Genomic DNA, 23,239 nt, shown 5'->3' with positions numbered 1-23,239 from the left:
CATGGCCGGCCCTGCCCTCATTCCTGCTGGTGACTTCCGCACCTCCTACGCGGCCGACACCACGATCTTCCCGACCGCGACGAGCCGCAACTTCGCCATCGCAGGCGTGCTGCTGCTGTGTCTGGCGCCGCAATTCTTCAGCGGGTATTGGCTCAGCATCCTGATCCAGATCGGCATCTTCTCGATCGCGGCGCTCGGGCTCAATATCCTGGTCGGCTTCACCGGCCAGATCTCGATCGGCCATGCCGCCTTCTTCCTGCTCGGCGCATTTACCTCCGCCTACATCTCCAACAACGCGCAGATCCCGGTGTTCTTCGCAATCCCGCTCGCCGGCATCGTCACTGCGCTGGTCGGGCTGATCTTCGGCATTCCGGCGGCGCGGCTGAAAGGTCTTTACCTCGTCATCGCGACGCTGGCTGCGCAGTACATCCTGCTCGACTTCTTCTCGCGCGCCGAATGGTTCTCCGGCGGCTCGGTGCCGGCGAGCGCCGCGCCTTTCTCGATCTTCGGCTATACGCTGCGCGGCGACCGACAGTACTTCTACGTCGTGCTGGCCTATGTGCTCGTGAGCTACGTCCTCGTCACCAATCTGATGCGCACCCGTGACGGCCGCGCACTGGTAGCGATCCGCGACCATTATCTCTCCGCCGAGATCATGGGCATCAACCTCACCAAGTACCGGACGCTGTCGTTCGGGCTTGCCGCCTTCTTCGCCGGCATCGCCGGCGCGCTCTATGCGCACTACCAGCTCGTGGTGTCGCAGGAGGGCTTCGGCATCGAGCGTTCGATCCTGTTCCTCGCCATGATCATCATCGGCGGCACCGGCTCGATCATGGGCACGCTGATGGGTACCGCCTTCGTGGTGCTGCTGCCGGAATCGATGGAGTGGCTGAGCCATCATCTGAAGGGCGGAGCGATCGACCAGGCGCTCTCGCTCAACAACAACATCACCTTCCTGCGCGAGATCGCGATCGGGGTGATCATCATCGCATTCCTGATGTTCGAGCCTGACGGGCTCGCGCATCGCTGGCGGCAGATCAAGGCGTATTGGAAACTCTACCCGTTCTCGCATTGAGCGCGGGCAACTTCACTTAAACAATAAACAGGAGGAACCGACCCATGACGACAAAGTCCCTTTTGAGCACCGCATCGCTCGTGCTTGCGATCGCCGCATTCTCCGCGAGCGCGCAGGCGCAGATCGCGATCGGGCATCTCGCCGACTATTCCGGCGGCACCTCGGACGTCGGCACGCCCTATGGCCAGGCCGTCGCGGATACGTTCGCCTGGGTCAACAAGAACGGCGGCGTCGGCGGCAAGCAGCTCAATCTCGACACCAACGACTATGGCTACCAGGTGCCGCGCGCGATCGCGCTCTACAAGAAGTGGTCGGCGCCCGACTCCAAGGTCGCCGCAATCATGGGCTGGGGTACGGCGGACACCGAGGCGCTGACCGGCTTCCTTGCCCAGGACAAGATCCCAGACATGTCCGGCTCCTATGCCGCCGCCCTCACCGATCCCGAAGGGGTCAGCGGCAAGGCCAAGCCTGCGCCTTATAATTTCTTCTATGGCCCGAGCTATTCGGACGCGCTGCGCGCGATGCTGATGTGGGCAGCCGAGGACTGGAAGGCCAAGGGCAAGCCCGGCAAGCCGAAATTCGTGCACATGGGCGCCAACCATCCTTATCCGAACGCGCCGAAGGCCGCCGGTGAAGCCATGGCGCAGGAGCTCGGCTTCGAGGTTCTGCCGCCGCTGGTGTTCGCCCTCACGCCGGGTGACTACAGCGCACAGTGCCTGAGCCTGAAATCCTCGGGCGCCAACTACGCCTATCTCGGCAACACCGCCGCCTCCAACATCTCGGTGATGAAGGCCTGCAAGACCGCCGGCGTCGATATCCAGTTCCTCGGCAACGTCTGGGGCATGGACGAGAATGCCGCCAAGACCGCGGGCGATGCGGCCAATGGCGTGATCTTCCCGCTGCGCACCGCGGTGAGCTGGGGCGGCGATGCGCCCGGCATGAAGACGGTGATGGAGATCTCGAAGATGTCCGATCCCACCGGCAAGGTCTATCGCCCCGTGCATTACGTCGCGGCCGTCTGCTCGGCGATGTACATGAAGGAGGCGATCGACTGGGCCGCCAAGAACGGCGGCGCCACCGGCGAGAACGTCGCCAAGGGCTTCCACCAGAAGAAGGACTGGGTGCCGGCCGGGATGGAAGGCGTCTGCAATGCCTCGACCTGGACCGAGAAGGACCATCGCGGCACGCTCAAGGTCGACCTCTATCGTACCAAGGTCTCGGGCGCGACCGACGGCGACCTCAACGACGTCATGGCCAAGGGCACGATCAAGCTCGAGAAGGTCAAGACCGTCGAGCTGCCGCGCAAGCCGGAATTGCTGGGGTGGTGAGGCCTGCTCCAGCCACGCACACAACTGTCGTCCCCCGCCTTGCGCGCAATTGCGCACCGGGACGGGGGATCCAGTACGCCGCGGCTTCTCGATGAATCTCCGGCGTCTCTGGAATACTGGGTCGCCCGGTCAAGCCGGGCGACGACAGCGGAGTTTTGAAGCATGACCGACACCCTCGAAGCATCCCGCGCCAAGCCAACCGCGGTGGCGTCCGCGCCTCTCCTCGCCGTGCACAACATCGAGGTCGTCTATGACGACGTCATCCTGGTGCTGCGCGGCCTCAGCCTCGACGTGCCGAAAGGCGCGATCGTGGCGCTCCTGGGCGCCAACGGCGCCGGCAAGTCGACGACGCTGAAGGCGATCTCCGGGTTGCTCAAGACCGAGGACGGCGAGGTCACGCGCGGCGAGATCCTGTTCGAAGGCGAGCGGATCAACGGCATCGACCCCGACAAGATCGTGCGCCGCGGCATCTTCCAGGTGATGGAGGGCCGGCGCATCGTCGCCGACATGACGTCGCTGGAGAACCTCAAGCTCGGCGCCTTCACCCGCAGGGACCGCGGGGTCGATTCCGATCTCGACATGGTTTTCAACTACTTTCCACGCTTGAAAGAGCGCACCGGCCTTGCCGGCTATCTCTCCGGCGGTGAGCAGCAGATGCTCGCAATCGGCCGGGCCCTGATGGCGCGCCCCAAGATGATCCTGATGGATGAGCCTTCGATGGGCTTGTCGCCGCTGCTGGTGAAAGAGGTGTTCTCGATCATCCAGAAGATCAACCGCGACCTCGGCGTCACCATCCTGCTGGTCGAGCAGAACGCGCGCGCTGCGCTCTCGGTGGCAAGTCACGGCTACATCATGGAACAGGGCAAGGTCGTGCTCGACGGCAGCGCGGACGACTTGCGCGACAACGAGGACGTCAAGGAGTTCTATCTCGGCGGCGCCGGCGACCAGCGCAAGAGCTTCAAGAACCTCAAGAGCTTCAAGCGGCGCAAGCGCTGGCTGTAGCGTTTTCAAACGAAGCGGGAACCGGTTCGCGTGAAGAAAGCGCGTCGATACAAAAGAGCTTCAACTCTCAAGCACCTGTTCAGCTTCCGTGACTGCGCAGAGAACATGATAGAACGACGACGCAGGAATGATGTCGATCAGCGATTTGCCGTCGCGATCGAACTGGTCGTACCAGCCGCCCTTCACGGGATGGCTGAGATAATGCCGTTCGAGCCGCACCAGCGCCGCGCGCGCCTCATCCGCCGCCCCCACCTCGCCGGACTCGGCTTGCGCGATCCACGCCTTCGCGATCTCGGTCTGCGGCCACAGCCGGCGCGTGCTGCGGCGGACGTTGCCGACGTCGTCCCCCTCGTCGATCAGGCAGCCCGTGGCCTCGTCGCGATAACGCAGCGCGGTCGACAGCAGTTCGGCACGCCGCGGCGCAGTCGGGCAGCCCGTGATGCGCTCGAAGCCCTTCAGCAGCCAGACCCATTCGGCCTGGTGACCGGGCTCGACGCTGACGGGCTCGATCTTCGACCAGTCTTCCTCGAAGTACTCGGTCAGGATGCGCTTCTGCTTGTCGTAGAGATTGGCCAGGAACAGTGCGAAGAATTCTCCGGCACGGTTCTGGAACGACAGATCGTGGGTCGCCTCGAAGCACGCGATCATCGCCTCAAACAGATGCATGTGCGGATTCTGCCGGCGCGGCAGCGAAACCGGAAGGCCTTCGTGAACGCCGCCATGCGGCGAGCGCAGATGGCCGTCGAGGAAGGCGAGCAGCGCATCGATCTCGGCACGAACCTGCGCATCCTGGTCGAGGGCGTAGACGGCCGCGAGCGCAAAGAGGACGAAGGCGTGGTCATAGGCATCGCGCCGGGCATCCAGCACCGCTCCCTCGGACGTCAGCCGGTGCACGTAGCCGGGCCGGCCATCGGGCGCCTTCGCTCTGGACAGCAGATGCTCCAGCCCTTTCAGCGCGATGCCACGCCCCTCAGGATACCATCCCATCTGCGCCGCCTTGGCGTAGCACCAGATCTGGCGCGCCTGCACGAATACGCGCCGGGGCGCGGCCGCATCCGCCGTGCCATCGCGGTGCAGCCGGTCGATGAAACCACCCGCAGCCTGATCCCAGCCGACCGTCGACCACAGCGGCAGCGCCTCGTCGATCATGCGGCCCTTCAGGCGCGAGACGACGTTCGACGCCTCGTCCGCCGCAATGATTCCTTCGTCCGCCATCGGGTCCTCTCTAGGCCTCACCAATGGCGGTCTGATACCCATGCCGGTGGCGGCGCGCAACGGATGCCAACACGGAAAGAACAGCCATGACCGCCCATTACGACGCCCGCGAGATCCGTGAACAAGCCGCGCGCGAGGCCGACCTGTTCTCCCGCCTGCCAGGGGTGCTGCGAGCCGCGATGGCCGCCCCGGCCTATGCCGGGCGGCTCAAAGGCTGCGATCCCGCAGCCGTGACCTCCAGGGCGGCCCTGGCGGGCCTGCCGGTGTTGCGCAAATCGGAGCTGCCCGCCCTGCAGAAGGCCTCTGCACCCTTCGGAGGCTTTGTGGCGGGCCCCCCCGGCTCGTTCGCCCGCCTCTTCACCTCCCCCGGCCCGATCTTCGAGCCGGAGGGACGGCAAGGAGATCCCTGGCGCGGCGCAAGGGCGCTGTTCGCGGCCGGGTTCCGTCCTGACGATATCGTCCTCAATACCTTCAGCTACCATCTCACCCCCGGCGGCTTCATCTTCGACGCCTCCGCGCGCGCGCTCGGCTGTGCGGTCATCCCGGCCGGCCCCGGCAATACCGAGCAGCAATTCGAGCTGATCGAGGCCTACCGGCCGGTTGGCTACAGCGGCACGCCGGATTTCCTGAAGATCCTGCTCGACGCCGCGGCAAGCTCCGGGCGCGACATCTCCTCGATCAAGCGCGCGCTGGTCTCGGGCGCCGCGTTCCCGCCCTCGCTCCAGGCCGAGATCAAGGCGCGCGGCATCGACGCCTACCAGGCCTTCGGCACCGCCGATCTCGGCCTCATCGCGTTCGAGACCGAGGCGCGCGAGGGCATGGTCGTGAACGAGGACCTGATCCTGGAGATCGTCAAGCCCGGCACCGGAGATCCGGTTGCGCCGGGCGACGTCGGCGAGATCGTCGTGACCTCGCTCGATCCGCACCATCCCTGGATCCGGCTCGCCCTCGGCGACCTCACCGCGGCCCTCCCCGGCACGAGCCCATGCGGGCGCACAAACATGCGCATCAGGGGCTGGATGGGCCGCGCCGACCAGACTACCAAGATCAAGGGCATGTTCGTCCGGCCCGAGCAGATCGCCGAGATCGGCAAGCGCCATTCCGCCCTCGGAAGACTGCGCCTCGTCGTCACACGCCAGGGCGAGGCCGACGCGATGACGCTGCGAGCGGAAACCGCGGCCACGAACGATGCCCTGCGTGATGAGCTCGCAGCCAGCCTGCGCGCAGTGACGAAACTCGGCGGAAGCGTCGAACTGGTTAGTCCCGGCACGCTGCCTAACGACGGCAAGGTGATCGCGGACGAGCGGTAACTTCGACCGACGTCAACGGCGAGATCGCTCTCGCGAACGCAACGAACAGATCGCGCGGCGTTTCCACACTTGATCCACGAGCTGATTCCAACATTCATTCCGTGTGGACCCGTTAACGTGCGCCTTCTCTAGGAGCTGCGGCCACTGTAAACGGTCACTTCGCGGGCCGAAGCGCTTGACAAGTGCCGTTTTCGCGCAATGCCGCCGGCGGCGCAGGAACCTTGCATCGTCCCTGCGGCTCCCGTATTACCAACCGCTGCTACAATATGGCCTGGAATTGGCCCCTTCCGGATCCCAAACGTGCTTGAACCGACCCTCGTCACCATCGCCGAGACCGAGACCATTGAGGAAGCCTTCCGGCGCCTGAATGCGAATATGCTCGGCATCCTGTTCGCGCAGGACGCGAGCGGACGAATCGTCGGCGCCGTGACGGACGGTGACATCCGCAGGCGCATGCTGACCGGCATCACGATCCAGGACCGGGTCGCGTCCTGCATCAATCGCAACTTCGTCTGGGCGCCGACCGGCGGCCCGCGCGAGCAGATCCTGAAGCTGCTCGACCAGCGCGTGCACGTGGTGCCGATCCTCGATGGCGAGGGACGGCTGGTTGACGTATTCAGCCGCGAGCTGTTCAACCTCTCGGAAGAGAGCGAGGTGTTCGCGCGTGCCCGCTCGCCGGTGCGGATCAGCTTCTCCGGCGGCGGCACCGACCTGACGCATTACTTCGTGGCGAATGACGGCGGTGCGGTCATCAGCGCCACGATCAAGATGTACGCTCACGCGACGCTGCGGCGCCGGAACGATCCCAGCATCCGGATCTACTCGCACGATTTCCGTCGCACGGTCGAGGCCGATAATCTCGCAGAACTCGGAACGGGCGGAGATCTCGCGCTGATCAAGTCGGTCGTGCGCCTGATCAAGCCGACTTATGGATTCGAGCTCGAGGTATCCGCCGATTTCCCGGTCGGTTCCGGCCTCGGCGGCTCCGCGGTGGTCTCGTCCGCGATCATCGGATGCTTCAATGAATTCCGTGGGGATCAGTGGGATCGCCACGAGATCGCGGAGATGGCCTTCCAGGCCGAGCGGCTGATGCTGAACATTCCCGGCGGCTGGCAGGATCAGTACGCCACCGTGTTCGGCGGCTTCAATCACATGGAGTTCTTCTCCGACCAGAACACCATCGTGCCGCTTCGTCTCGATCCCAACATCATCGCCGAGCTCGAGGAGAGCCTGGTGCTCTGCTACGCCGGCTCCGGCCGCGATTCCGGCGCCATTCACCGCGACCAGAAGGCTCAGCACGAGACTAGCGACGCCGTCGCCGCGGCAGCCAAGCAAAAGGAAGTGACGCGCGACATAAGGCGGCATCTGCTGCGCGGCCAGCTCCTGGAATGCGGCCGGCTGATCGACGAGGCCTGGCACGCCAAACGGAAGCTGAGCTCGAAGATCTCGTCGGAGGCGATCGACGCGATCTACGATTTCGCCAAGCAGCACGGCGCAGTCGGCGGAAAGCTCCTGGGCGCCGGCGGCGGCGGTTACTTCCTGTTCTTCGTACGTCCTTTCGAGCGCTACCAGCTCATCGCGGCGCTGGAGCAGCAGGGGCATCGCTGTTCGCGCATCATGTTCGAAGAGAACGGGCTGCGGACGTGGAAGTCGCGCGTTCCCGCGCGGCTCGCCTGACGCATATGAGACGAGAATGTTGATGACATCGCCCAAACAGTCTGCTCCGGTCCGTATTGGCAACCGTCTTCTGGGCGAAGGCGAACCCTGCTACGTCATCGCCGAAATCGGCAACAACCACAATGGCGACTTCGACCGCGCCATTGCGCTGGTCGATGCCGCGGTCGCGGCCGGGGCAGATTGCGCCAAATTCCAGATGCGCAAGCTGGACGAAGTCTATCGCGCCTCGAGCCTGTCCGGGAAGGACGACGACCTCGCCGTCGAATATACGCTCGATCTCCTTCGCCGCTTCGAGCTGCCGACCGCGCAGCAAAAGAAGATCGCCGAGTACTGCGCAGCCAAGGGTATCGAGTACCTCTGCACGCCCTGGGACGCGAAGAGCGTCGCCGTGCTCGAAGGCTTCGGTGTGCACGCCTACAAGATCGCCTCGGCCGACCTCACCAACCTGCCGCTGCTCGCCCGCCTCGCGGCCACCGGCAAGACGCTGATCGTCTCGACCGGCATGAGCACGACGGACGAGATCAAGGCCGCGGCGAAGTTCCTCGACGACCGCAATGCCAGCTACGTGCTGCTGCATTGCCAGAGCACCTATCCGGCCGCGCTCCACAACATCCATCTGCGTTTCATGGAGACGCTGCGCGATATCCATCCGATCGTCGGCTATTCCGGCCACGAGCGCGGCATTGCCGTTTCGACGGCCGCCGTCGCGCTCGGCGCCGTCGTCATCGAACGCCACATCACGCTCGATCGCGAGATGGAAGGTCCAGACCATGCCGCGAGCCTCGAGCCCGAGGAGTTCAAGGCACTCGTCTCCGGCATTCGCGAGGTCGAGGCGGCCCGCGGCGAGAAGCTCGCGGAACGCGCGCTCAGCCAGGGCGAGCTGATCAACCGCGAGAACCTCGCCAAGAGCCTGGTGGCCGCGCGCGACCTTCCGGCCGGCACCGTGATCTCCGAAAGCGACATCGCCGTGAAGAGCCCGGGACAGGGCCTGTCGCCGCTGAAGATGCCGGCGCTGCTCGGCCGCAAGCTGACGCGGCCGATGTTGGCGGACGACTATTTCTTCCAGAGCGACCTCAATGAAGGCGCCGCGAAGGCTCGGCGCTATCGGTTCGACCGCCCCTGGGGCGTGCCGGTGCGCTATCACGATACCGAGCGCTTCCTGGAGATCTGCGAGCCCGACATCATCGAATTCCATCTCAGCTACAGCGACATGGAGCGCGATCCGGCGGCCTATCTCTCCGGTACCTATGATCTCGGCTTCGTCGTGCATGCGCCGGAGCTGTTTGCCGGCTCCAAGCTGATGGACCTCGCAACGCCCGACGAGGCGCTGCGGCGCTACTCGCTGGAGCAGACGCAAGCGGTGATCGACATCACGCGCGGCCTCAAGAAGTTCTTTCCCAAGACCAAGCGCCCACCCATCGTCGCCAATATCGGCGGCTTCACCATGGACGAGCCGCTGCCGCCGGAGGAGAAGGCCGAGCGCTACCGCATCTTTGCGCAGAGCTTGACCGAGCTCGACATGGACGGCGTCGAGCTGACGCCGCAGACCATGGCACCGTTCCCCTGGCATTTCGGCGGCCAGCGTCATCAGAACATCTTCATATTCCCGGAGGAGTCGGCCGCATTCTGCGCCAAGCATGATCTGCGCATGTGCGTCGACATCTCCCACACCAAGCTCGCCGCCAATCATTTCGGCTTCGACTTTGCACAAGGCCTCGCCCAGCTCGGGCCGCACACTGCACATCTGCATTTCGGCGACGCCAAGGGGCTCGACGGCGAAGGACTCCAGATCGGCGAGGGCGAGATCGATTTCGACGAAATCGGACAGGTGCTGCGCAAGCATGCACCGACGGCGTCGTTCATTCCCGAGATATGGCAGGGCCACAAGAACATGGGCGAAGGCTTCTGGACCGCGCTCGAGCGTCTCGAGGGACATATCTGATGGCGCGAAAGACGCTGGCCGTGATCGCCGCGCGCGGCGGCTCCAAGGGCATCCCACACAAGAACCTGCTCGATCTCTGCGGCAAGCCGCTGATCGCCTGGACGGTCGAGCAGGCGCGCGCCGCACGCGGCGTCGACGTGGTGGCGGTCTCGTCGGACAGTGACAATATCCTGGCCGCCGCCGAGGCCGCCGGCGCCGTCGGCGTGCGGCGTCCGGACGACATTTCGGGTGACCTCGCCTCCTCCGAATCCGCCTGGCTGCATGCCCTCGATGCGACCGAGGCGAGCATGGGCCGGTTCGAGCGCATCGTCGCACTTCAGGCCACATCGCCGATCCGCGAGCCCGGCGACATCGAGAACGCGCTAGCGACCTTCGATCGCGATCATCTCGACAGCCTGCTTTCGGTCTGCGAGGTCGAGGATTACTTCAACTGGCGGATCGGCGCGAACGGCCCGGAGCCGATCAACTACGATTATCGCAACCGCCGCATGCGGCAGCAGATCGAGAAGCGCTACCTCGAGAACGGCTCGTTCTACGTCCTGGTCCCATCCCTCCTGCGCGAGCAGAACAATCGTCTCGGCGGCAAGATCGGCTTCCACGTGATGGAGCGTCACAAGATGTTCCAGATCGATCGTCCCGAGGACGTCAAGCTTTGCGCCGCCATCATGCGCAGTTACGGCTATGCCTGAGCTCAGCGCCTTCTCTCTCGCAGGCAAGATCGCGGTGGTCACCGGCGCCTCGCGAGGTATTGGCGCGGCGATTGCCAGCGGCCTGCAGGGGGCGGGTGCCACGGTGTTCGGCCTCAGCCGGTCCGGGACCACGCCGCAGGGCGTCACTGCCATTGCCTGCGATCTCTCCGACGACCAAGCGATCGACAACGCGTTCCGCGCCATTGCGGCAACAGCCGGACGCATCGACGCGCTCGTGAATGCCGCCGGCATCAGTCTTCCGGCCCAGAGCGCCGAAAGCGAGCTCGCGCGCTTCCGCGCCACGGTCGCAACCGATCTTACCGGCGTTTACACCACCATCCTCGCCGCCTATCCGCTCCTGAAGAACGCCGGCTCGGCCGCAATCGTCAACGTCACCAGCATCAACTCGATCCGAGGCTTTCCCGGCAATCCCGGCTACGTGGCGGCGAAGGCGGGCCTTGCCGGGCTGACGCGGGCACTCGCCGCCGACTACGCACCCGACGGCATCCGCGTCAACGCGCTTGCACCGGGCTATGTCGCAACCGAGATGACCGCGAAGAGCTTTGCCGATCCGGTCATGCACGAAGATAGGCGCCGCCACACCATGCTCGGCCGCTGGGGACAGCCCGCCGACATGATCGGCGCCGCCATCTTCCTAACGTCGGACGCCTCCGCCTATGTGACCGGCCAGGAAATCTTCGTCGATGGGGGCTGGACCACCAAGGGTCTCGCCATCAGCTCGGATAACAAATCGTGACCGCAACATTGCAACGCATCGGCTTCATGCAGGGACGCCTGTCGGCACTGGTCGACGGCAAGATCCAGGCATTCCCCTGGGATGAATGGCGCGAGGAATTTCCCCGCGCCAAGGCGCTCGGCCTGACGCGAATGGAATGGACCATCGATCAGGAGCGGCTGCGCGAGAACCCGCTGACGACCGAGCCGGGACAACAGGAGATTCTGACGCTGTCGCGCGAGAACGGTGTGCGCATCCCGAGCCTGACCGGTGATTGCTTCATGCAGGCACCGTTCTGGAAGGTCGACGCCGTGGTACGTGACGCGCTCGTCGCCGACCTCGACCTCCTGATCGCCGCCTGCAGCCGGATCGGCATCGAATTCGTCGTGATCCCGCTGGTCGACAACGGCAAGATCGAGCGACAGAGCGAGAGCGATACGTTGAAGCGCGTGCTGCTCGCGCGTTCGGAGACACTTGCAAGGCGGAACGTCAAGATCGTCTTCGAATCCGATCTGCCGCCGCGTGAGCTTGCCTGGTTCATGGAGGCGTTTCCAGCCGATGTCTTCGGCATCAACTACGACAGCGGCAACAGCGCCTCGCTGGGCTATGACAGCGACGAGGAGATTGCCGCATACGCGCCGCGCATCCTGAATGTGCATGTGAAGGACCGCATTCGCGGCGGCACCACCGTGCCGCTCGGCACCGGCAACGCCGACCTTCCCAAGACCATCCGCCTGATCGAGCGTTCCGGCTATAAGGGTCAGTACATCCTGCAAACCGCGCGCGCCGCCGACGACGATCACGCCGGAGCGCTCGCCAGGTATCGCGACATGACGATCGGCTGGATCGAGGACGCAGCGCGATGAAGCTCGAGCTGAACGATCGCGTCGCTCTCGTCACCGGCGCCAGCCGCGGGATCGGACTTGCGATCGCAACGGTGCTCGCCGGGGAAGGTGCCAAGGTCGCGCTCGCCGCGCGGGGGGCCGATGCGCTTGATGCGGCCCGAGCTGAGATCGGCGGCAGCACATCGGCGCACGCGGCTGACGTCACCGACCCGGCCGCTGCCTCGACGCTGGTACACGAGGTTGAGCGGCGCTGGGGGCGCCTCGACATCCTCGTCTGCAACGTCGGCAGCGGCGCCTCCGTACCGCCGGGAACGGAAACCGCGGCGGAGTGGTCGCGAGTGATGGATCTTAATCTCTTCGCCACGACCAACATGATCGAGGCCGCCCGGCCTTTGATGGCGCGCGGCAGCGGCGACCGGTCCATCGTCTGCATCTCTTCGATCGCAGGCATGGCGGCGCTTGGGGCGCCCGTCACCTACTACGCCGCAAAAGCCGCGTTGAATGCGACCGTGCGTGGCTTGGCCCGGCCCCTGGCGCTCGAAGGCATACGCATCAATGCGGTAGCGCCGGGCAACATCTTGGCCGCCGACGGCACCTGGGCGCGCAAGCTTGCGGAAAACCGTGCTGCGGTCGAGGAGATGCTTGTGCGCGAGGTCGCGCTGCGCCGCCTGGGCCGGCCGGAGGAGGTCGCCGACCTCGTCGCCTTTCTCGTCTCGCCCCGCGCGGCATTCATCACCGGCAGCGTGATGGTCGCCGACGGCGGCCAGTTGCGTAGCTGAACAGGAGCCTCCCGATGGCAAGCCCGTCCTCACGCTATGACCTGACCAGCCGCACCGCTCTCGTGACCGGCGCAGGCGGCCTGCTCGGGCGGCAGCATGTCGCCGCGCTTTCGGAAGCGGGCGCGCGCGTTGTCGTCACCGACGTCGGGCTTGCGCAGGCCGAAGCAGCCGTTGCCGCGCTCAAGCAGAACACGCCGTCCGCCGACCTAATCGCGCTTGCGATCGACGTCACCTCCCTTGACTCGGTACAGGCTGCAAACGAGCAACTTTCCGGCCGCGGCGTCTCCATCGACATCCTCGTCAACAACGCGGCGATCGACCCCAAGGTGACCTCCGCACCCGGCGTGATGCATTCTTCCCGCTTCGAGGCGTTTCCGGTGCCGCAATGGCAGACCGAGATCGCCGTGGGCCTGACCGGCGCGATGCTGTGCGCGCAGGTGTTCGGCGGCGCGATGGCCAAACGCGGTCGCGGCGTGATCCTCAACATCGCCTCAGATCTCGGCGTGATAGCGCCGGATCAGCGAATCTACCGCCAGCCACAGGTGACACGCGAGGAGGAGCAGCCGGTGAAACCCGTGACTTACTCGGTGATCAAGCACGGCCTGATCGGGCTGACGAAATATCTGGCGACCTATTGGGCCGACCACGGCGTCCGCGTCAATGCGATCTCGCCCGGCGGCGTCTTCAACAACCAGGATCCCGCCTTCGTCGAGCGACTGACGCGCCTGATCCCCATGGCTCGCATGGCCGATGTCGACGAATACCGCGCTGCGGTGCAGTTCCTCTGCTCCGATGCCTCGAGCTACATGACCGGGCAGAACCTGGTGATCGACGGCGGGAGAAGCGTGTGGTAGCGGCACCAGCGCCCGCGCGCGACGGCTCCCCAGGACGACGGCGTCCCTTCATAGGAACTCCCGATCCACGATCACCATGTCAGATTCGACATGAATCAGGTTTCTCAAGTGGAATATCGCCCCGAAATCGATGGCCTTAGAGCGATCGCCGTTCTCTCGGTTATTCTCTTCCACGCCGGGCTGGATGCGGTTCCGGGCGGCTACCTCGGCGTCGACATATTCTTCGTCATTAGCGGCTATCTGATCACGTCTATCATCAGCACGGAGATGGAGGACGGCAGATTCACGTTTGCAGCCTTCTACGAAAGGCGGGCACGAAGAATTTTGCCAGCACTCATTGTGGTTCTACTCGCCTGCGTTCCTTTCGTTCTCATTTTCATGCTTCCACGCGAGGTGTCCGAATTCTCGAAGAGCGTTATCGCTGTATGCGTGTTCGCGTCGAAGGTATCGTTGGGAAAGACCTGAAAGCGCTTCTTCTGAGATACACGTCCGCGGGACAGTGATCACGAGCGACCTCTGACGGCTTCCATCGGATTCAGCCCGGAACTCTCCGCTAGAGCGTTTCACATTTTGATTGAAGCATAACCGGCGCTTGCGAAGTAGTTGGCGCATTCGCGAGGCTGCCGGCCTCCGCCGTCGTGCGTCCTTCCAGCAATCTTCCAAGTCCTTCGCTAAAGCGTGATGAGATTTGGATGCATCGCACTTTAGGTCATTGTTTGAACGTGATCTTTCGGAAACTTGCTACACACTTTTCCGGATCATGCTCTAGGGTAGCCACGAAGGCGAGTCCGGCGAGCGCAAGCATGATGAACCGCATCTGAGTGATCCTGGTGATCGGCGGCCGGATGTAGCCTCCGATGAGGTGAGAGCTGATCTCATGATCCAGGTTAGATCGCGTTTGATCCTGCATCAGATTGGCTTTGTGCGCCGCGATGGAAGGTGAGGCAGCAGTTCACGGGCAGTCCAAGTGCGACTGGATCAAGGAAGAACTTTCCGCCCCTGAAGAACAACTCTGTCGGAACGGAGGCTGACGAGTCGTCCGTGAAGAGCGGCTAAGCGATTGAGCTGGGATCGCATTATTCGTTGTAGCCTGTTTTGGGATTGCAGGGTTTTGATGCTTCGGGCATCGGAACCCTGCAATTTCATTTTGAGGATGCCATCGAATCGCCGGTCATGATTCCGTCCTCGCATCGGAGGTGGCGATGCGACCGAAGAAGCGGACGACCTGTTCCGGGCCAGGCTGGACCAGATCATCAATATGAAGCACGAGCTGGTTCGGCTCGCCGGCAAGGTCGATTGGGACTGGATCGACAGCGAGATCGCGCCGCTCTACAGCGAGAACGGTCGGCCGGGGATTGCGACCCGCTTCGTGATCGGGCTGCTGCTCAAGCACATTTACGGCCTGTCCGATGAGGGGGTGTGCGAGCGCTGGGTCCACGACCCATATTTCCAGTACTTCACCGGCGAGGAGTTCTTTCAGCACGCGTTCCCGCATGAGCGCTCGGACCTGAGCCACTGGCGCAAGCGGCTTGGCGACAAGCTGGAGCTGCTCTTGGCCGAGAGCCTGCGGGTGGCGCACGAGGCCGGCGCGTTGCGCAGCCAGGACCTCAAGCGGGTCACGGTCGATACCACCGTGCAGCCGAAGGCCATCACCTTCCCGACCGATGCCAAGCTACTGCACGCGGCAATCAAGGGGCTCAACCGCCTGGCGAGGAAGCACGGGGTCAAGCTGCGGCAGTCCTATCTTCGCATTGCCAAGACCGCGGCGATGATGGCGGGACGCTACGTCCACGCCAAGCAATTCAAGCGGCATCAGCGGCCGTTGCGCATCCTGCGTAGCCGGCTGGGCCGGATCATCCGCGATATCCGCCGCAAGATCGAAGGTCGGGCCGTGCTCGAGAACGCCTTCGCCCTCCCGCTCGGCCGGGCCTCCCAGATCCGCTCGCAGTAGCAGCGCCAGCGCGGCTGGAAGCTGTATTCCTTCCATGCCCCGGAGGTCGAGTGCATCGGCAAGGGCAAAGCAGCCGCGCCTTACGAGTTCGGTGTCAAAGCTTCCATCGTCACCAACAACCGCCGTGCTCCCGGCGGCCTGTTCGTGCTGCACGCCAGGGCGCTACCCGATAACCCGTACGACGGTCACACCTTGCGGGACGTCGTCGACCGCACCGAGACACTCACCGGCTGTGCGATCGAGCGGGCCTATGCCGACAAGGGATACCGCGGCCATGACGCGCAGAACCCGCGCCGTGCCTTCTCTGGCCAGAAGCGCGGGGTCGTCGGTGTCATCAAGCGCGAGCTGCGCCGCCGCTCTGCCATCGAACCCATCATCGGACACCTGAAGACCGATGGTCACCTCGGCCGCTGCTACCTCAAAGGCCGCCTCGGCGATGCGGCTAACGTCATCCTCTCCGCCGCCGGTCACAACTTCCGCCGTGTCCTCGCCTGGCTGAGGGCTCTTTGGTGCCTGATCCTGACCACCCTCATCGCAGCCGCCAGCCACTGCTCAAATCGGTTTCTTAACGGACGACTGACGATGATGCAAAATCTATCCCAGCGTATTACAGCACCCCGGGAGATATGTCGGATACTTCTATATTAGGCGACGACCAGAACGCTCGATACGCCCCAGAAGCCGAGCACCAGGCTGAGGGTGGAGTATTCATGTGCTCGTCAAACTTCAGCAAGCGGTCAAGACCGCTAGATCAATGCTGCAGAATGCCCGCGAGGTTCATGTGCGCAGGTCGCGAGTGCTCGATGCCCAGCAACGTCCGCCGATTGTCGTTCGTTCGTTGCAGGTGCAGGCTCGCGAGCGTCATTCCGGCGCAAGTGGTAACCGTAGTCCCGCGGCCGCCGAACGGCTTCAGGAAGTCGAACACCCGACTGCCGAACATGTCGACGACCGACATCTCGCGCGCCCCGAGCGGCGGAATCTCGCCGAAATCGGCCTCGATCTGCTCGCCATCCTCGCGGATCAGCTTCGATGTCGGCCGCGCCGCATGAGCATATTCGGGATCGGAGGAGTGATTGATCAGCATCAGGCTGCTGACGATGTCGCTGGTCGCCATGATCTTCGGATTGATCCCGGTGAATCCGACATGCGCCTTGAGCCTGCCTTCGTTCAGGGGCCGGGCAAAGGCTCCGGTGCGATAGATCGCAACGTTATCCTGATCGACATAGGTCATCGAATAGCTGGCAGGCGAGGATCGGAAGCCGTCCATACGCCCGCGCGACATCACGGCGATGACCAGATAATCCTCCTGTGGCAGCTTGAGCGAGGCGAAAAGACGCGACAGCTCGATCTCGACGGAGGAACCCGGCGCATAATTGTCCGGAAACTCGTAGGTTGCCCGGTACTCGCCGTCGCGGGACAGGATGTGCAGCTTGAACCTGAGCTTCTTGCTGAAGCCCGAGGCGACCAGGCTGGCGAGTTCGGGAACGAGATCCTTGACTGTTTCGCGGAAATTCTTGCGCAGGCTGCCGGCGACGAGGCTGCGGAGATACCTGATGTCGACGGGGCGATACCAAGCAGGGATCGAGAAACCCATGCGCGACTCGACACCCGCAAAGGTCGGGAACATGAATCTGGGCTCGTAGGGCTTCCAGGGACTGGACGAGAAACGTGTCACGGACGCGCCCCTAAAAATGATGCAAGCTGAATTTGCCGTTGGCAAACTCATAATAGCTGAACGGGCTGGCGATGTTGGTGCCCTTGAACTCCAGAGCGAAACCTTCGGACGCGCCGATCAACCTTTCAGCCTCGGGGAAGAGATCGAGCGTGCTGATGCGGACGGCTCCCATCGGCGCGATCTCCGGCAGCGCGCGCTGGCCCAATGCGGTGCCATCAAGGGCCATGAGCCGGGCGGTCCCAACCGAGACGCCCTCGGGCGCCATGCAGGAGTTCACGAGCACCACACCGGACTCCTTCAGGAATCGCGTAAGATAGGATTGCATCCAGGCTGAGGTCGGGAACGGCGCGGCCGCCACGGGTTCGCGCTCGTGTGACAACGTCACCGCACCGTGCTGCGAGAAATATTGTGCATAATAGCCGGTGGTCACCTTCCGGCCGGGACGAAGCTTGGTCTCGTGTTTCGGGACCAGCGCCATCGCCACCGTTCCCGAAACCTGCGGACACAGCTCCGAAGTCTGCAACTGCAGCTGTCCGTTGACGCCGAGCTCCCTGTGGAAATACCCGGCCTGCGTGCCCGCTCCGTCGAAGAGCCAGACATGCGCGTCCACTTCCGGATGATCATTCATAAAGACCGAGAAGTAGTTGAATGCGCAGACTTGCGTCGTGACCGTCTCGTCGTTGCGCAGGTAGAGCACGGCGGGGGGATAACCTCTCGCGACGGCCTCTCCGATCTGCAGTTCACCGGACATTCGACAAGACTCGGCGGGAGAGCAATGGACCGGCACAGACCAAATCGACCGGCAGCTTTCGACAAACCATACGCGATTTTCCGGCCCGCATGCTGAAACGTCGACGTAATTTGAGCGTCTGTTTACGCTCAGCCGACCGTGGAATCAACCGGGAATGGCGCCAAGCCGAGCTGTTCCGAAGACACGGCTCGCCACGAGCACGTCAGCAGCTTGGAGGGCAACCTGCGGCCGCGACGTAGCCGGAAGAGGCACTTCGACCTCGGTCGGACTTGCTCCCGAGCCCGCCCCGCAACCTTGCGTTGCGCCTGTGGCTCCCATATAATCAAAGCTGGCTATGCGATTTGGTACGAACAGCCGGATCAGGGCCCATCCTGGACATCCACCATGCCTCGACGACCGTTCGTCAGCACCACGCCAACCACGACGTCATTTCACCCGAGGAATCACTGACGTGCGCTGGCAGACAAAGGCGCGAGCGTTCTCGGTGCTGTCGAACATCCCCTTTGGCGAAGACATCCACTACGCCCTGCAGCGCTACGTCACACGACGGCTGCCGCGGCCCGAGAAGCAGGTCAAATCCGTCTACACGCTCGCGCAGCGGCTGCTGGGCGTTCACCAAGCGTACAGTCTACGGCCGCTACGGGATTCGACCTGCTTCGAGTTCGGCACCGGACGCGATCTGATCATTCCGCTCGCCTTCAGCGCGCATGGAGCGCAGCGCTTCATCACGGTCGACATCGCGCGCTTGGCCAAGCTGGAGCTGATCCGCTCCAATGCCGCCATCATTTCCAGACTCAGCGGCAACAGCCACCCCGATATCAATTCCCTTGACGACCTCGAACGTTCCTGGAGGATCGACTATCGTGCGCCAGCCGATGCCCGGACGACAGGCCTGCCGGCCGGTTCGATCGACTGCGCGGTCTCCGTCGAAACGCTCGAACACATTCCCAAGGATGACATCGCCGCGATCTTGAAGGAGCTGCGACGCATCATGCGTCCTGACGGACTGATCCTCATGCAGATCGACTATGGCGACCACTTCAAAGGCTTCGATCCGTCCATCAGCTCGTTCAACTTTCTGACCTATTCCGAGGAGGATTGGGCGCCCTTCCAGTCGCGCTTCCAGTACGTCAATCGTTTGCGCCACAGCGAATATCTGAAACTATTTAGAGAGGCCGGGTTTGAGCTACTCAGCGATCAGCCCGACCGCCGGCCGCCGGAGCGGCATGTTCTGGAACGATTGGCACCATGCTTCAGAGGCTTCTCCGAAGAGGATCTGTTCACGCTTGGCGCCCTGATCATCGGCCGTCCGGCCGATCCATCGAATCGAAACTGAAGATCGCCGCTCATGGCTTGGTGGAATTGCGGGCTGCGTCAGGGCAATTGCGGACGTCGCACCACGAAGCGGCGAAACAATCGAGTCCTGTCGCCCAGCACCCACGGAAGAATGGGCGCCCGCTCCTCGATAATGATTGCCGCAAACAGCGCAGCAATCTTCACCCAATATGTCGGCGTCGCGACAAAGTTCAGCATGCCGCCGATGTACATCACGTAGATGCCGTACAGCACGTAGAAAGATAGAGCCGCCGTCAGATATCGTTCGACGATGATTGACCGGATCATGACAGCTGAGAGGAGCGCAGTGAGCCAACCGGCCCCCAGCAGGAAGATCCAGCCAAAATAAGGACCAAACAGTTCGAAGAAAATTTCGGGAAACCCGCCCGCGAACTGAAAACCGCCTGTGATGTGTTCCGTCGTCCGCGGCTCACCAATGGTTTCGGACATCAGAAGCTGCGGGGTCGTGTTCCGTCCCGCGACGATGGGGCGGTCGAACAGAAAATCGAAGACGTGGCGCGCGTCCCAATCTCCGTTGACCAGGACGCGTTGATAGGACGCCCATCCTATCTCCGAGGGCTGCACCAGAACGCGCTCGACAAAAGCATCCAGCGCCGCCTGACCTTCGAACCCTCGGACCCTGGTCAGGTTCCAATAGAGTGCGAATGCAATCATCATGGCCGTCAGCACAATGACGCCGGTGCCCGCCAGCACGATGCGGCGGTCGCTAATCCGGGGCAGCAAGCTGAACAAGCTTGCGCTCCCGAGATCTCGCGCCTGAACGATCAGCACCGCGGAGAACGGTATGACAAAGAACGCACAATATCGGTAGAACGGCGAGAAGCGCCCGCCTGCGAGAAACATGTAGAAGGTGAGGACGGCCAGCAAACCCACGAAGCGGTAATCGTATCGCTCGCGTCGCAATCGCTCGGCCACAAACATGGTCCCCCACCAGAAGCAGAGCATGTCGCCTCGCTCGACCACCAGGCGATGGAGGAAGCTGGCCTGTTCGTTGAAGGTCCAACGCTCGATCTTGGCAAACAGCGGAATGACACCTCCCTGAATCAGGGCACCGAAAAGCAAGATCAAGAAGAGGACGGACGCGTAGAACGTGACGTCCGAAAGGGTCAGTTGAGATTGGGACGCAGGCAGTCCGGGAGTTGGAGCCGCCCGCGCCCATTCATCGAGAGCCCTCGAATTGAAGACCCAGAGGAAGGGAAGAAGCGTCAGAAAATACGCGATCGACTGGAACACCGTCATGACGCCGGGTCCAATGAACATCTGAAGCTGGGACGAGAACACGGGCCCCGTGAGATCGATATAGAGCGACGAGATCGTCCGCCATGCGAAGGTAAACAAAAGGAAGGCAAGACAAATGAGGATCGCCGACCTGAATAGCCCCAGCCAGACGACGAAGAGTAGTATGGAGGCTCCAGCCAGAATGGTCATTGCCGAAGTCCTAGCCCTGACGCGCCGGCCGCCTCAGAAAGAAGGTCAAAAGACCGATGAAAAGCAGAATACCCAAGCCCGCCAGGATGGCTCTTTGCACGAGATTGACTTCCCTCGGCCCTTCCGTCGCGGGAGACGAACCATCCTGCGGCCCCGTCATCGTCACGGTGCGTTCGATATAAGCCAGTAGGGCAATGCGCGTATCAACGTTGAGCATCCTGTCGACCGAAGCCCCTGGACTTTCCAAGAAAGCAGCCCCGATGGAACCTCCGTCCGGCCGAGCTGGCACGAAGTCCATACTGCCCTTCCTCGATGCATCGTTGAGCTGAGCTCTCGCATCTTGCAGGCGCGCGCGCACCGAATGCAACAACTCCATCCTCGGCTCGGATAATCTCTGGTGTGCGGCCTGGATCGCAAGAACAGCCTGTTGAAGCAGGGTCGCCGCCTCCTCCTTCGAGGCGGCGCTCGCCTCCAGGCGGATCGACGAATCGCCAATGACGATCCCGCGCAATGAGGCTCCGCCGAACGCCCCACGCGAGTCGGGAAGCGCCTTGCGAGCATCGGCCAGAACAGTGCTCTGAAATTGGACCGCTCCGATTCGCGTCACCAGATCACGAGCACTCTCCACGGGTTCAACGCCTGCCCCCGCGAGCCCGAGAATACTTTGAAGGGTGGGCACCGTACCAATCGCGATCGTCGCGGTCGCGGTCCAGGATTCCACCTTCCGGCCGACGGCAAGAGAGCCAAGAGCAGCCAACAAGATCGCCCCGATCATGAGCGAAAGGACCCAATGTTTCCGCGCTGCTCGGACAGCAACATGGAACCATCTCGCGAGCTGCAGAAACGCTGGAGCTCGCGGCGTACGCTCGGCCATCGGCATGTGACTCTTGTCCCCGGCAACCCCCACAATACGGATGGGGAACTCGGTCGTTATCATACTGAGCCATCTCTGGTTGATCAATCGGCTCATGGCCAGGGACTCTCGATGATCGACCCTCGTATGATCGCCCGCCTGCGCTCCGCCGCCGGCCGGTTCGTTCGACAAGAGAATCCTCGCCCTCTCCCTTGCTCGTTGCCTCCGGGCGCCACCAAGCGTAAACAGATCTCGCAACAGTTCCTGTCGCATTGGGCAGCTCGTCATTGACGGGCGTTGGTGCGGGGTCTTCTTCACTCAGTGTCACGTTCGCCAAGCGTTGATCGAGGATCGACCGACGTTGGGAGACAATCCGGCCACCACAGCTCGATCCAACGAGAGCCAGAACCTTGAGACAGACATTTGCTGCTCACCTTCGACTGAGGTGCCGATTGGGAGAGCCGACATGCTGAGACAGGCTGTCGTCCTCGTCGGGGGACTCGGCACTCGCCTCGGCGAACGCACCAAAACCGTGCCGAAGCCGATGCTCGATGTTGGCGGCCGGCCGTTTCTCGACACCCTGCTCGACGAACTGGTACGCTACGGCGTGTTCGATGAAATTCTTCTGCTTGCGGGCCACAAGGCGGAGATCGTCGAGACGCACTACGCCGCGGCCGCCAGGGGATCGACGCGAATCATCGTGTCGCGCGAGCCCGAGCCGCTCGGCACCGGCGGTGCGCTCGTGCATGCGCGCGACCTTCTGCATGACCGGTTCCTGTTGCTGAACGGCGATTCCCTGTTCGACTTCAACCTGCTCGACCTGATCATGCGCGCCCAAGGGGGGCGCGTTCACATGGCACTGCGCGACGGCGTCGTCGGGGACCGCTATGGACGCGTCGTCCTCGACGGTGACGTGGTGCGTGACTTCATCGCCCCGGGTGTGGGTGCCACCGGACCGGTCAATGCCGGCATCTACGTCATCGACAAGTCCGTTCTTGCCGACATCACAATGCTTCCCGCCTCGCTCGAGCAGGACGTTTTTCCTGGCCTGACCAAGTCCGGCGCGCTGCGCGGCACGGCCTATCGCGGTTACTTCATCGACATCGGCATTCCTGACGACTTTGCGCGCGCCGACCGCGAATTGCGGGACAAGCTGCGACGGCCGGCCGTGTTTTTCGATCGCGACGGCGTGCTCAACCATGATTCGGGATACACTTTCGAGTCGCACAGGCTCGAATGGATCGAGGGCGCACGCGAGGCCGTGAAGGCCGTCAACGATGCCGGCTATTTTGCCTTCGTCATCACCAATCAGTCCGGAGTCGCACGCGGCTACTACGAGGAGCATCACGTGGTCGCGCTGCACCGCTGGATGGCGGACCAGATGGCGCTGATCGGCGCGCATGTCGATGCATTCGAATATTGCCCCGATCACCCCGAAGGAACCGTTGCACGCTATTGCCGCCCGAGCGACCGGCGCAAGCCGGCGCCGGGCATGATCATCGATCTCGCACAGCGCTTTCCGGTCGACATGACGCGCAGCTTGGTCATCGGCGACAAGCCGAGCGACATCGAAGCCGCGCGTGCGGCCGGCCTCGCGGGCCACTTGTTCGAGGGCGGCAACCTGGAGGCCTTCGTGAGACAGCGCCTCATCCCGGCCGGCCAGGCCTAGGCGCGCGTCACGAAAACTGCTGCATCCCCGGGCATTTGGCAGCTTTCTGCAGCTGTTCTGTTGCGCGCAACCGCCAGTGTGCTATAGCGCCATCTTGTTGCGAA

19 protein-coding genes and 1 pseudogene are annotated in these 23,239 nt (G+C 63.2%); 15 read left to right on the top strand and 5 right to left on the bottom strand.

The genetic code is table 11. From position 1 onward, the window contains the following. Position 1 precedes the first annotated feature (1 nt). From XH96_RS13545 to XH96_RS13535, 3 genes are all read left to right on the top strand, one after another. Entirely contained in the window at positions 2–1,075 is a 1,074-nt protein-coding gene (locus XH96_RS13545) for a branched-chain amino acid ABC transporter permease (RefSeq protein WP_194392925.1), read from the top strand. Positions 1,076–1,119: 44 nt separating this feature from the next. Next, positions 1,120–2,403 carry an ABC transporter substrate-binding protein gene (locus XH96_RS13540; RefSeq protein ID WP_194392924.1) on the top strand — a complete coding sequence of 428 codons (1,284 nt, stop codon included), beginning with the start codon at positions 1,120–1,122 and terminating at the stop codon, positions 2,401–2,403. 162 nt (positions 2,404–2,565) lie between these two features. Then, positions 2,566–3,405, top strand: coding sequence for an ABC transporter ATP-binding protein (locus tag XH96_RS13535; RefSeq protein WP_194392923.1), 840 nt, complete (start codon positions 2,566–2,568; stop codon positions 3,403–3,405). Positions 3,406–3,465: 60 nt separating this feature from the next. Here XH96_RS13535 and XH96_RS13530 read toward each other — a convergent pair whose 3' ends face one another. After that, complete coding sequence (locus XH96_RS13530; protein WP_194392922.1) at positions 3,466–4,620, bottom strand: AGE family epimerase/isomerase; 1,155 nt, start codon at positions 4,618–4,620, stop codon at positions 3,466–3,468. Between the two features lie 86 nt (positions 4,621–4,706). Between XH96_RS13530 and XH96_RS13525 the strand changes: the two genes are divergently transcribed. The 10 genes and pseudogenes from XH96_RS13525 to XH96_RS13480 form a co-directional block, all read left to right on the top strand. Continuing rightward, the gene (locus tag XH96_RS13525) at positions 4,707–5,930 is read left to right on the top strand and encodes a phenylacetate--CoA ligase family protein (RefSeq protein ID WP_194392921.1); all 1,224 of its coding nucleotides are present in this window, start codon (positions 4,707–4,709) and stop codon (positions 5,928–5,930) included. Between the two features lie 300 nt (positions 5,931–6,230). Next, positions 6,231–7,607 (top strand): CBS domain-containing protein, encoded by a 1,377-nt coding sequence (locus XH96_RS13520; protein WP_194392920.1) that lies wholly within the window; start codon positions 6,231–6,233, stop codon positions 7,605–7,607. Positions 7,608–7,629: 22 nt separating this feature from the next. Further along, a complete protein-coding gene (locus XH96_RS13515; RefSeq protein ID WP_246790075.1) occupies positions 7,630–9,549 on the top strand; it encodes an N-acetylneuraminate synthase family protein in 1,920 nt (639 codons plus the stop codon). After that, on the top strand, positions 9,549–10,238 hold the full coding sequence (locus XH96_RS13510; RefSeq protein WP_194392918.1) for an acylneuraminate cytidylyltransferase family protein: 690 nt from the start codon (positions 9,549–9,551) through the stop codon (positions 10,236–10,238). Before XH96_RS13515 ends, XH96_RS13510 begins: the two co-directional genes overlap by 1 nt. Next, a complete protein-coding gene (locus XH96_RS13505; RefSeq protein WP_194392917.1) occupies positions 10,231–10,995 on the top strand; it encodes an SDR family oxidoreductase in 765 nt (254 codons plus the stop codon). The genes XH96_RS13510 and XH96_RS13505 overlap by 8 nt, the downstream gene beginning before the upstream one ends. Then, positions 10,992–11,840 carry a sugar phosphate isomerase/epimerase gene (locus XH96_RS13500; RefSeq protein WP_246790074.1) on the top strand — a complete coding sequence of 283 codons (849 nt, stop codon included), beginning with the start codon at positions 10,992–10,994 and terminating at the stop codon, positions 11,838–11,840. The genes XH96_RS13505 and XH96_RS13500 overlap by 4 nt, the downstream gene beginning before the upstream one ends. Then, positions 11,837–12,598: an SDR family NAD(P)-dependent oxidoreductase gene (locus tag XH96_RS13495; RefSeq protein ID WP_194392916.1), complete on the top strand. Its 762-nt coding sequence runs from the start codon at positions 11,837–11,839 to the stop codon at positions 12,596–12,598. The genes XH96_RS13500 and XH96_RS13495 overlap by 4 nt, the downstream gene beginning before the upstream one ends. A 14-nt stretch (positions 12,599–12,612) precedes the next feature. Further along, positions 12,613–13,452: an SDR family oxidoreductase gene (locus XH96_RS13490; RefSeq protein WP_194392915.1), complete on the top strand. Its 840-nt coding sequence runs from the start codon at positions 12,613–12,615 to the stop codon at positions 13,450–13,452. A gap of 90 nt (positions 13,453–13,542) precedes the next feature. Continuing rightward, positions 13,543–13,917: an acyltransferase gene (locus tag XH96_RS13485; protein ID WP_194392914.1), complete on the top strand. Its 375-nt coding sequence runs from the start codon at positions 13,543–13,545 to the stop codon at positions 13,915–13,917. 724 nt (positions 13,918–14,641) lie between these two features. Beyond that, positions 14,642–15,934, top strand: a pseudogene (locus XH96_RS13480) (IS5 family transposase); the annotation flags it as partial. A gap of 220 nt (positions 15,935–16,154) precedes the next feature. Here the strand turns inward: XH96_RS13480 and XH96_RS13475 are convergent. Further along, a complete protein-coding gene (locus tag XH96_RS13475; RefSeq protein ID WP_246790073.1) occupies positions 16,155–17,078 on the bottom strand; it encodes a hypothetical protein in 924 nt (307 codons plus the stop codon). Positions 17,079–17,088: 10 nt separating this feature from the next. Continuing rightward, entirely contained in the window at positions 17,089–17,829 is a 741-nt protein-coding gene (locus XH96_RS13470) for a hypothetical protein (protein ID WP_194392913.1), read from the bottom strand. 334 nt (positions 17,830–18,163) lie between these two features. On the opposite strand from XH96_RS13470, the gene XH96_RS13465 reads away from it, so the two are divergent. After that, entirely contained in the window at positions 18,164–19,165 is a 1,002-nt protein-coding gene (locus XH96_RS13465; RefSeq protein WP_194392912.1) for a class I SAM-dependent methyltransferase, read from the top strand. 38 nt (positions 19,166–19,203) lie between these two features. Here the strand turns inward: XH96_RS13465 and XH96_RS13460 are convergent, their stop codons facing one another. Then, positions 19,204–20,613 carry a DUF6418 domain-containing protein gene (locus XH96_RS13460; protein ID WP_194392911.1) on the bottom strand — a complete coding sequence of 470 codons (1,410 nt, stop codon included), beginning with the start codon at positions 20,611–20,613 and terminating at the stop codon, positions 19,204–19,206. Between the two features lie 10 nt (positions 20,614–20,623). Beyond that, on the bottom strand, positions 20,624–21,658 hold the full coding sequence (locus XH96_RS13455) for a hypothetical protein (protein WP_194392910.1): 1,035 nt from the start codon (positions 21,656–21,658) through the stop codon (positions 20,624–20,626). Between the two features lie 274 nt (positions 21,659–21,932). On the opposite strand from XH96_RS13455, the gene XH96_RS13450 reads away from it, so the two are divergent. Next, complete coding sequence (locus XH96_RS13450; protein ID WP_194392909.1) at positions 21,933–23,135, top strand: HAD-IIIA family hydrolase; 1,203 nt, start codon at positions 21,933–21,935, stop codon at positions 23,133–23,135. Positions 23,136–23,239: the final 104 nt, after the last annotated feature.

It is taken from the genome of Bradyrhizobium sp. CCBAU 51765, assembly GCF_015291725.1.
GTDB lineage: Bacteria > Pseudomonadota > Alphaproteobacteria > Rhizobiales > Xanthobacteraceae > Bradyrhizobium > Bradyrhizobium liaoningense.
The sequence above is the reverse complement of the archived record's forward strand: the minus strand, read 5'-3'. Positions and strand labels throughout refer to the sequence as shown.

What these genes read in the sequence shown, in the direction of transcription:
- XH96_RS13540 (WP_194392924.1), top strand. Translation starts at nt 1,120, where the DNA reads ATGACGACAAAGTCCCTTTTGAGCACCGCATCGCTCGTGCTTGCGATC.
- XH96_RS13450 (WP_194392909.1), top strand. Translation starts at nt 21,933, where the DNA reads ATGCTGAGACAGGCTGTCGTCCTCGTCGGGGGACTCGGCACTCGCCTC.
- XH96_RS13505 (WP_194392917.1), top strand. Translation starts at nt 10,231, where the DNA reads ATGCCTGAGCTCAGCGCCTTCTCTCTCGCAGGCAAGATCGCGGTGGTC.
- XH96_RS13530 (WP_194392922.1), bottom strand. Translation starts at nt 4,620, where the DNA reads ATGGCGGACGAAGGAATCATTGCGGCGGACGAGGCGTCGAACGTCGTC.
- XH96_RS13465 (WP_194392912.1), top strand. Translation starts at nt 18,164, where the DNA reads ATGCGATTTGGTACGAACAGCCGGATCAGGGCCCATCCTGGACATCCA.
- XH96_RS13495 (WP_194392916.1), top strand. Translation starts at nt 11,837, where the DNA reads ATGAAGCTCGAGCTGAACGATCGCGTCGCTCTCGTCACCGGCGCCAGC.
- XH96_RS13470 (WP_194392913.1), bottom strand. Translation starts at nt 17,829, where the DNA reads ATGTCCGGTGAACTGCAGATCGGAGAGGCCGTCGCGAGAGGTTATCCC.
- XH96_RS13515 (WP_246790075.1), top strand. Translation starts at nt 7,630, where the DNA reads ATGACATCGCCCAAACAGTCTGCTCCGGTCCGTATTGGCAACCGTCTT.
- XH96_RS13485 (WP_194392914.1), top strand. Translation starts at nt 13,543, where the DNA reads ATGAATCAGGTTTCTCAAGTGGAATATCGCCCCGAAATCGATGGCCTT.
- XH96_RS13545 (WP_194392925.1), top strand. Translation starts at nt 2, where the DNA reads ATGGCCGGCCCTGCCCTCATTCCTGCTGGTGACTTCCGCACCTCCTAC.
- XH96_RS13535 (WP_194392923.1), top strand. Translation starts at nt 2,566, where the DNA reads ATGACCGACACCCTCGAAGCATCCCGCGCCAAGCCAACCGCGGTGGCG.
- XH96_RS13525 (WP_194392921.1), top strand. Translation starts at nt 4,707, where the DNA reads ATGACCGCCCATTACGACGCCCGCGAGATCCGTGAACAAGCCGCGCGC.
- XH96_RS13510 (WP_194392918.1), top strand. Translation starts at nt 9,549, where the DNA reads ATGGCGCGAAAGACGCTGGCCGTGATCGCCGCGCGCGGCGGCTCCAAG.
- XH96_RS13460 (WP_194392911.1), bottom strand. Translation starts at nt 20,613, where the DNA reads ATGACCATTCTGGCTGGAGCCTCCATACTACTCTTCGTCGTCTGGCTG.
- XH96_RS13490 (WP_194392915.1), top strand. Translation starts at nt 12,613, where the DNA reads ATGGCAAGCCCGTCCTCACGCTATGACCTGACCAGCCGCACCGCTCTC.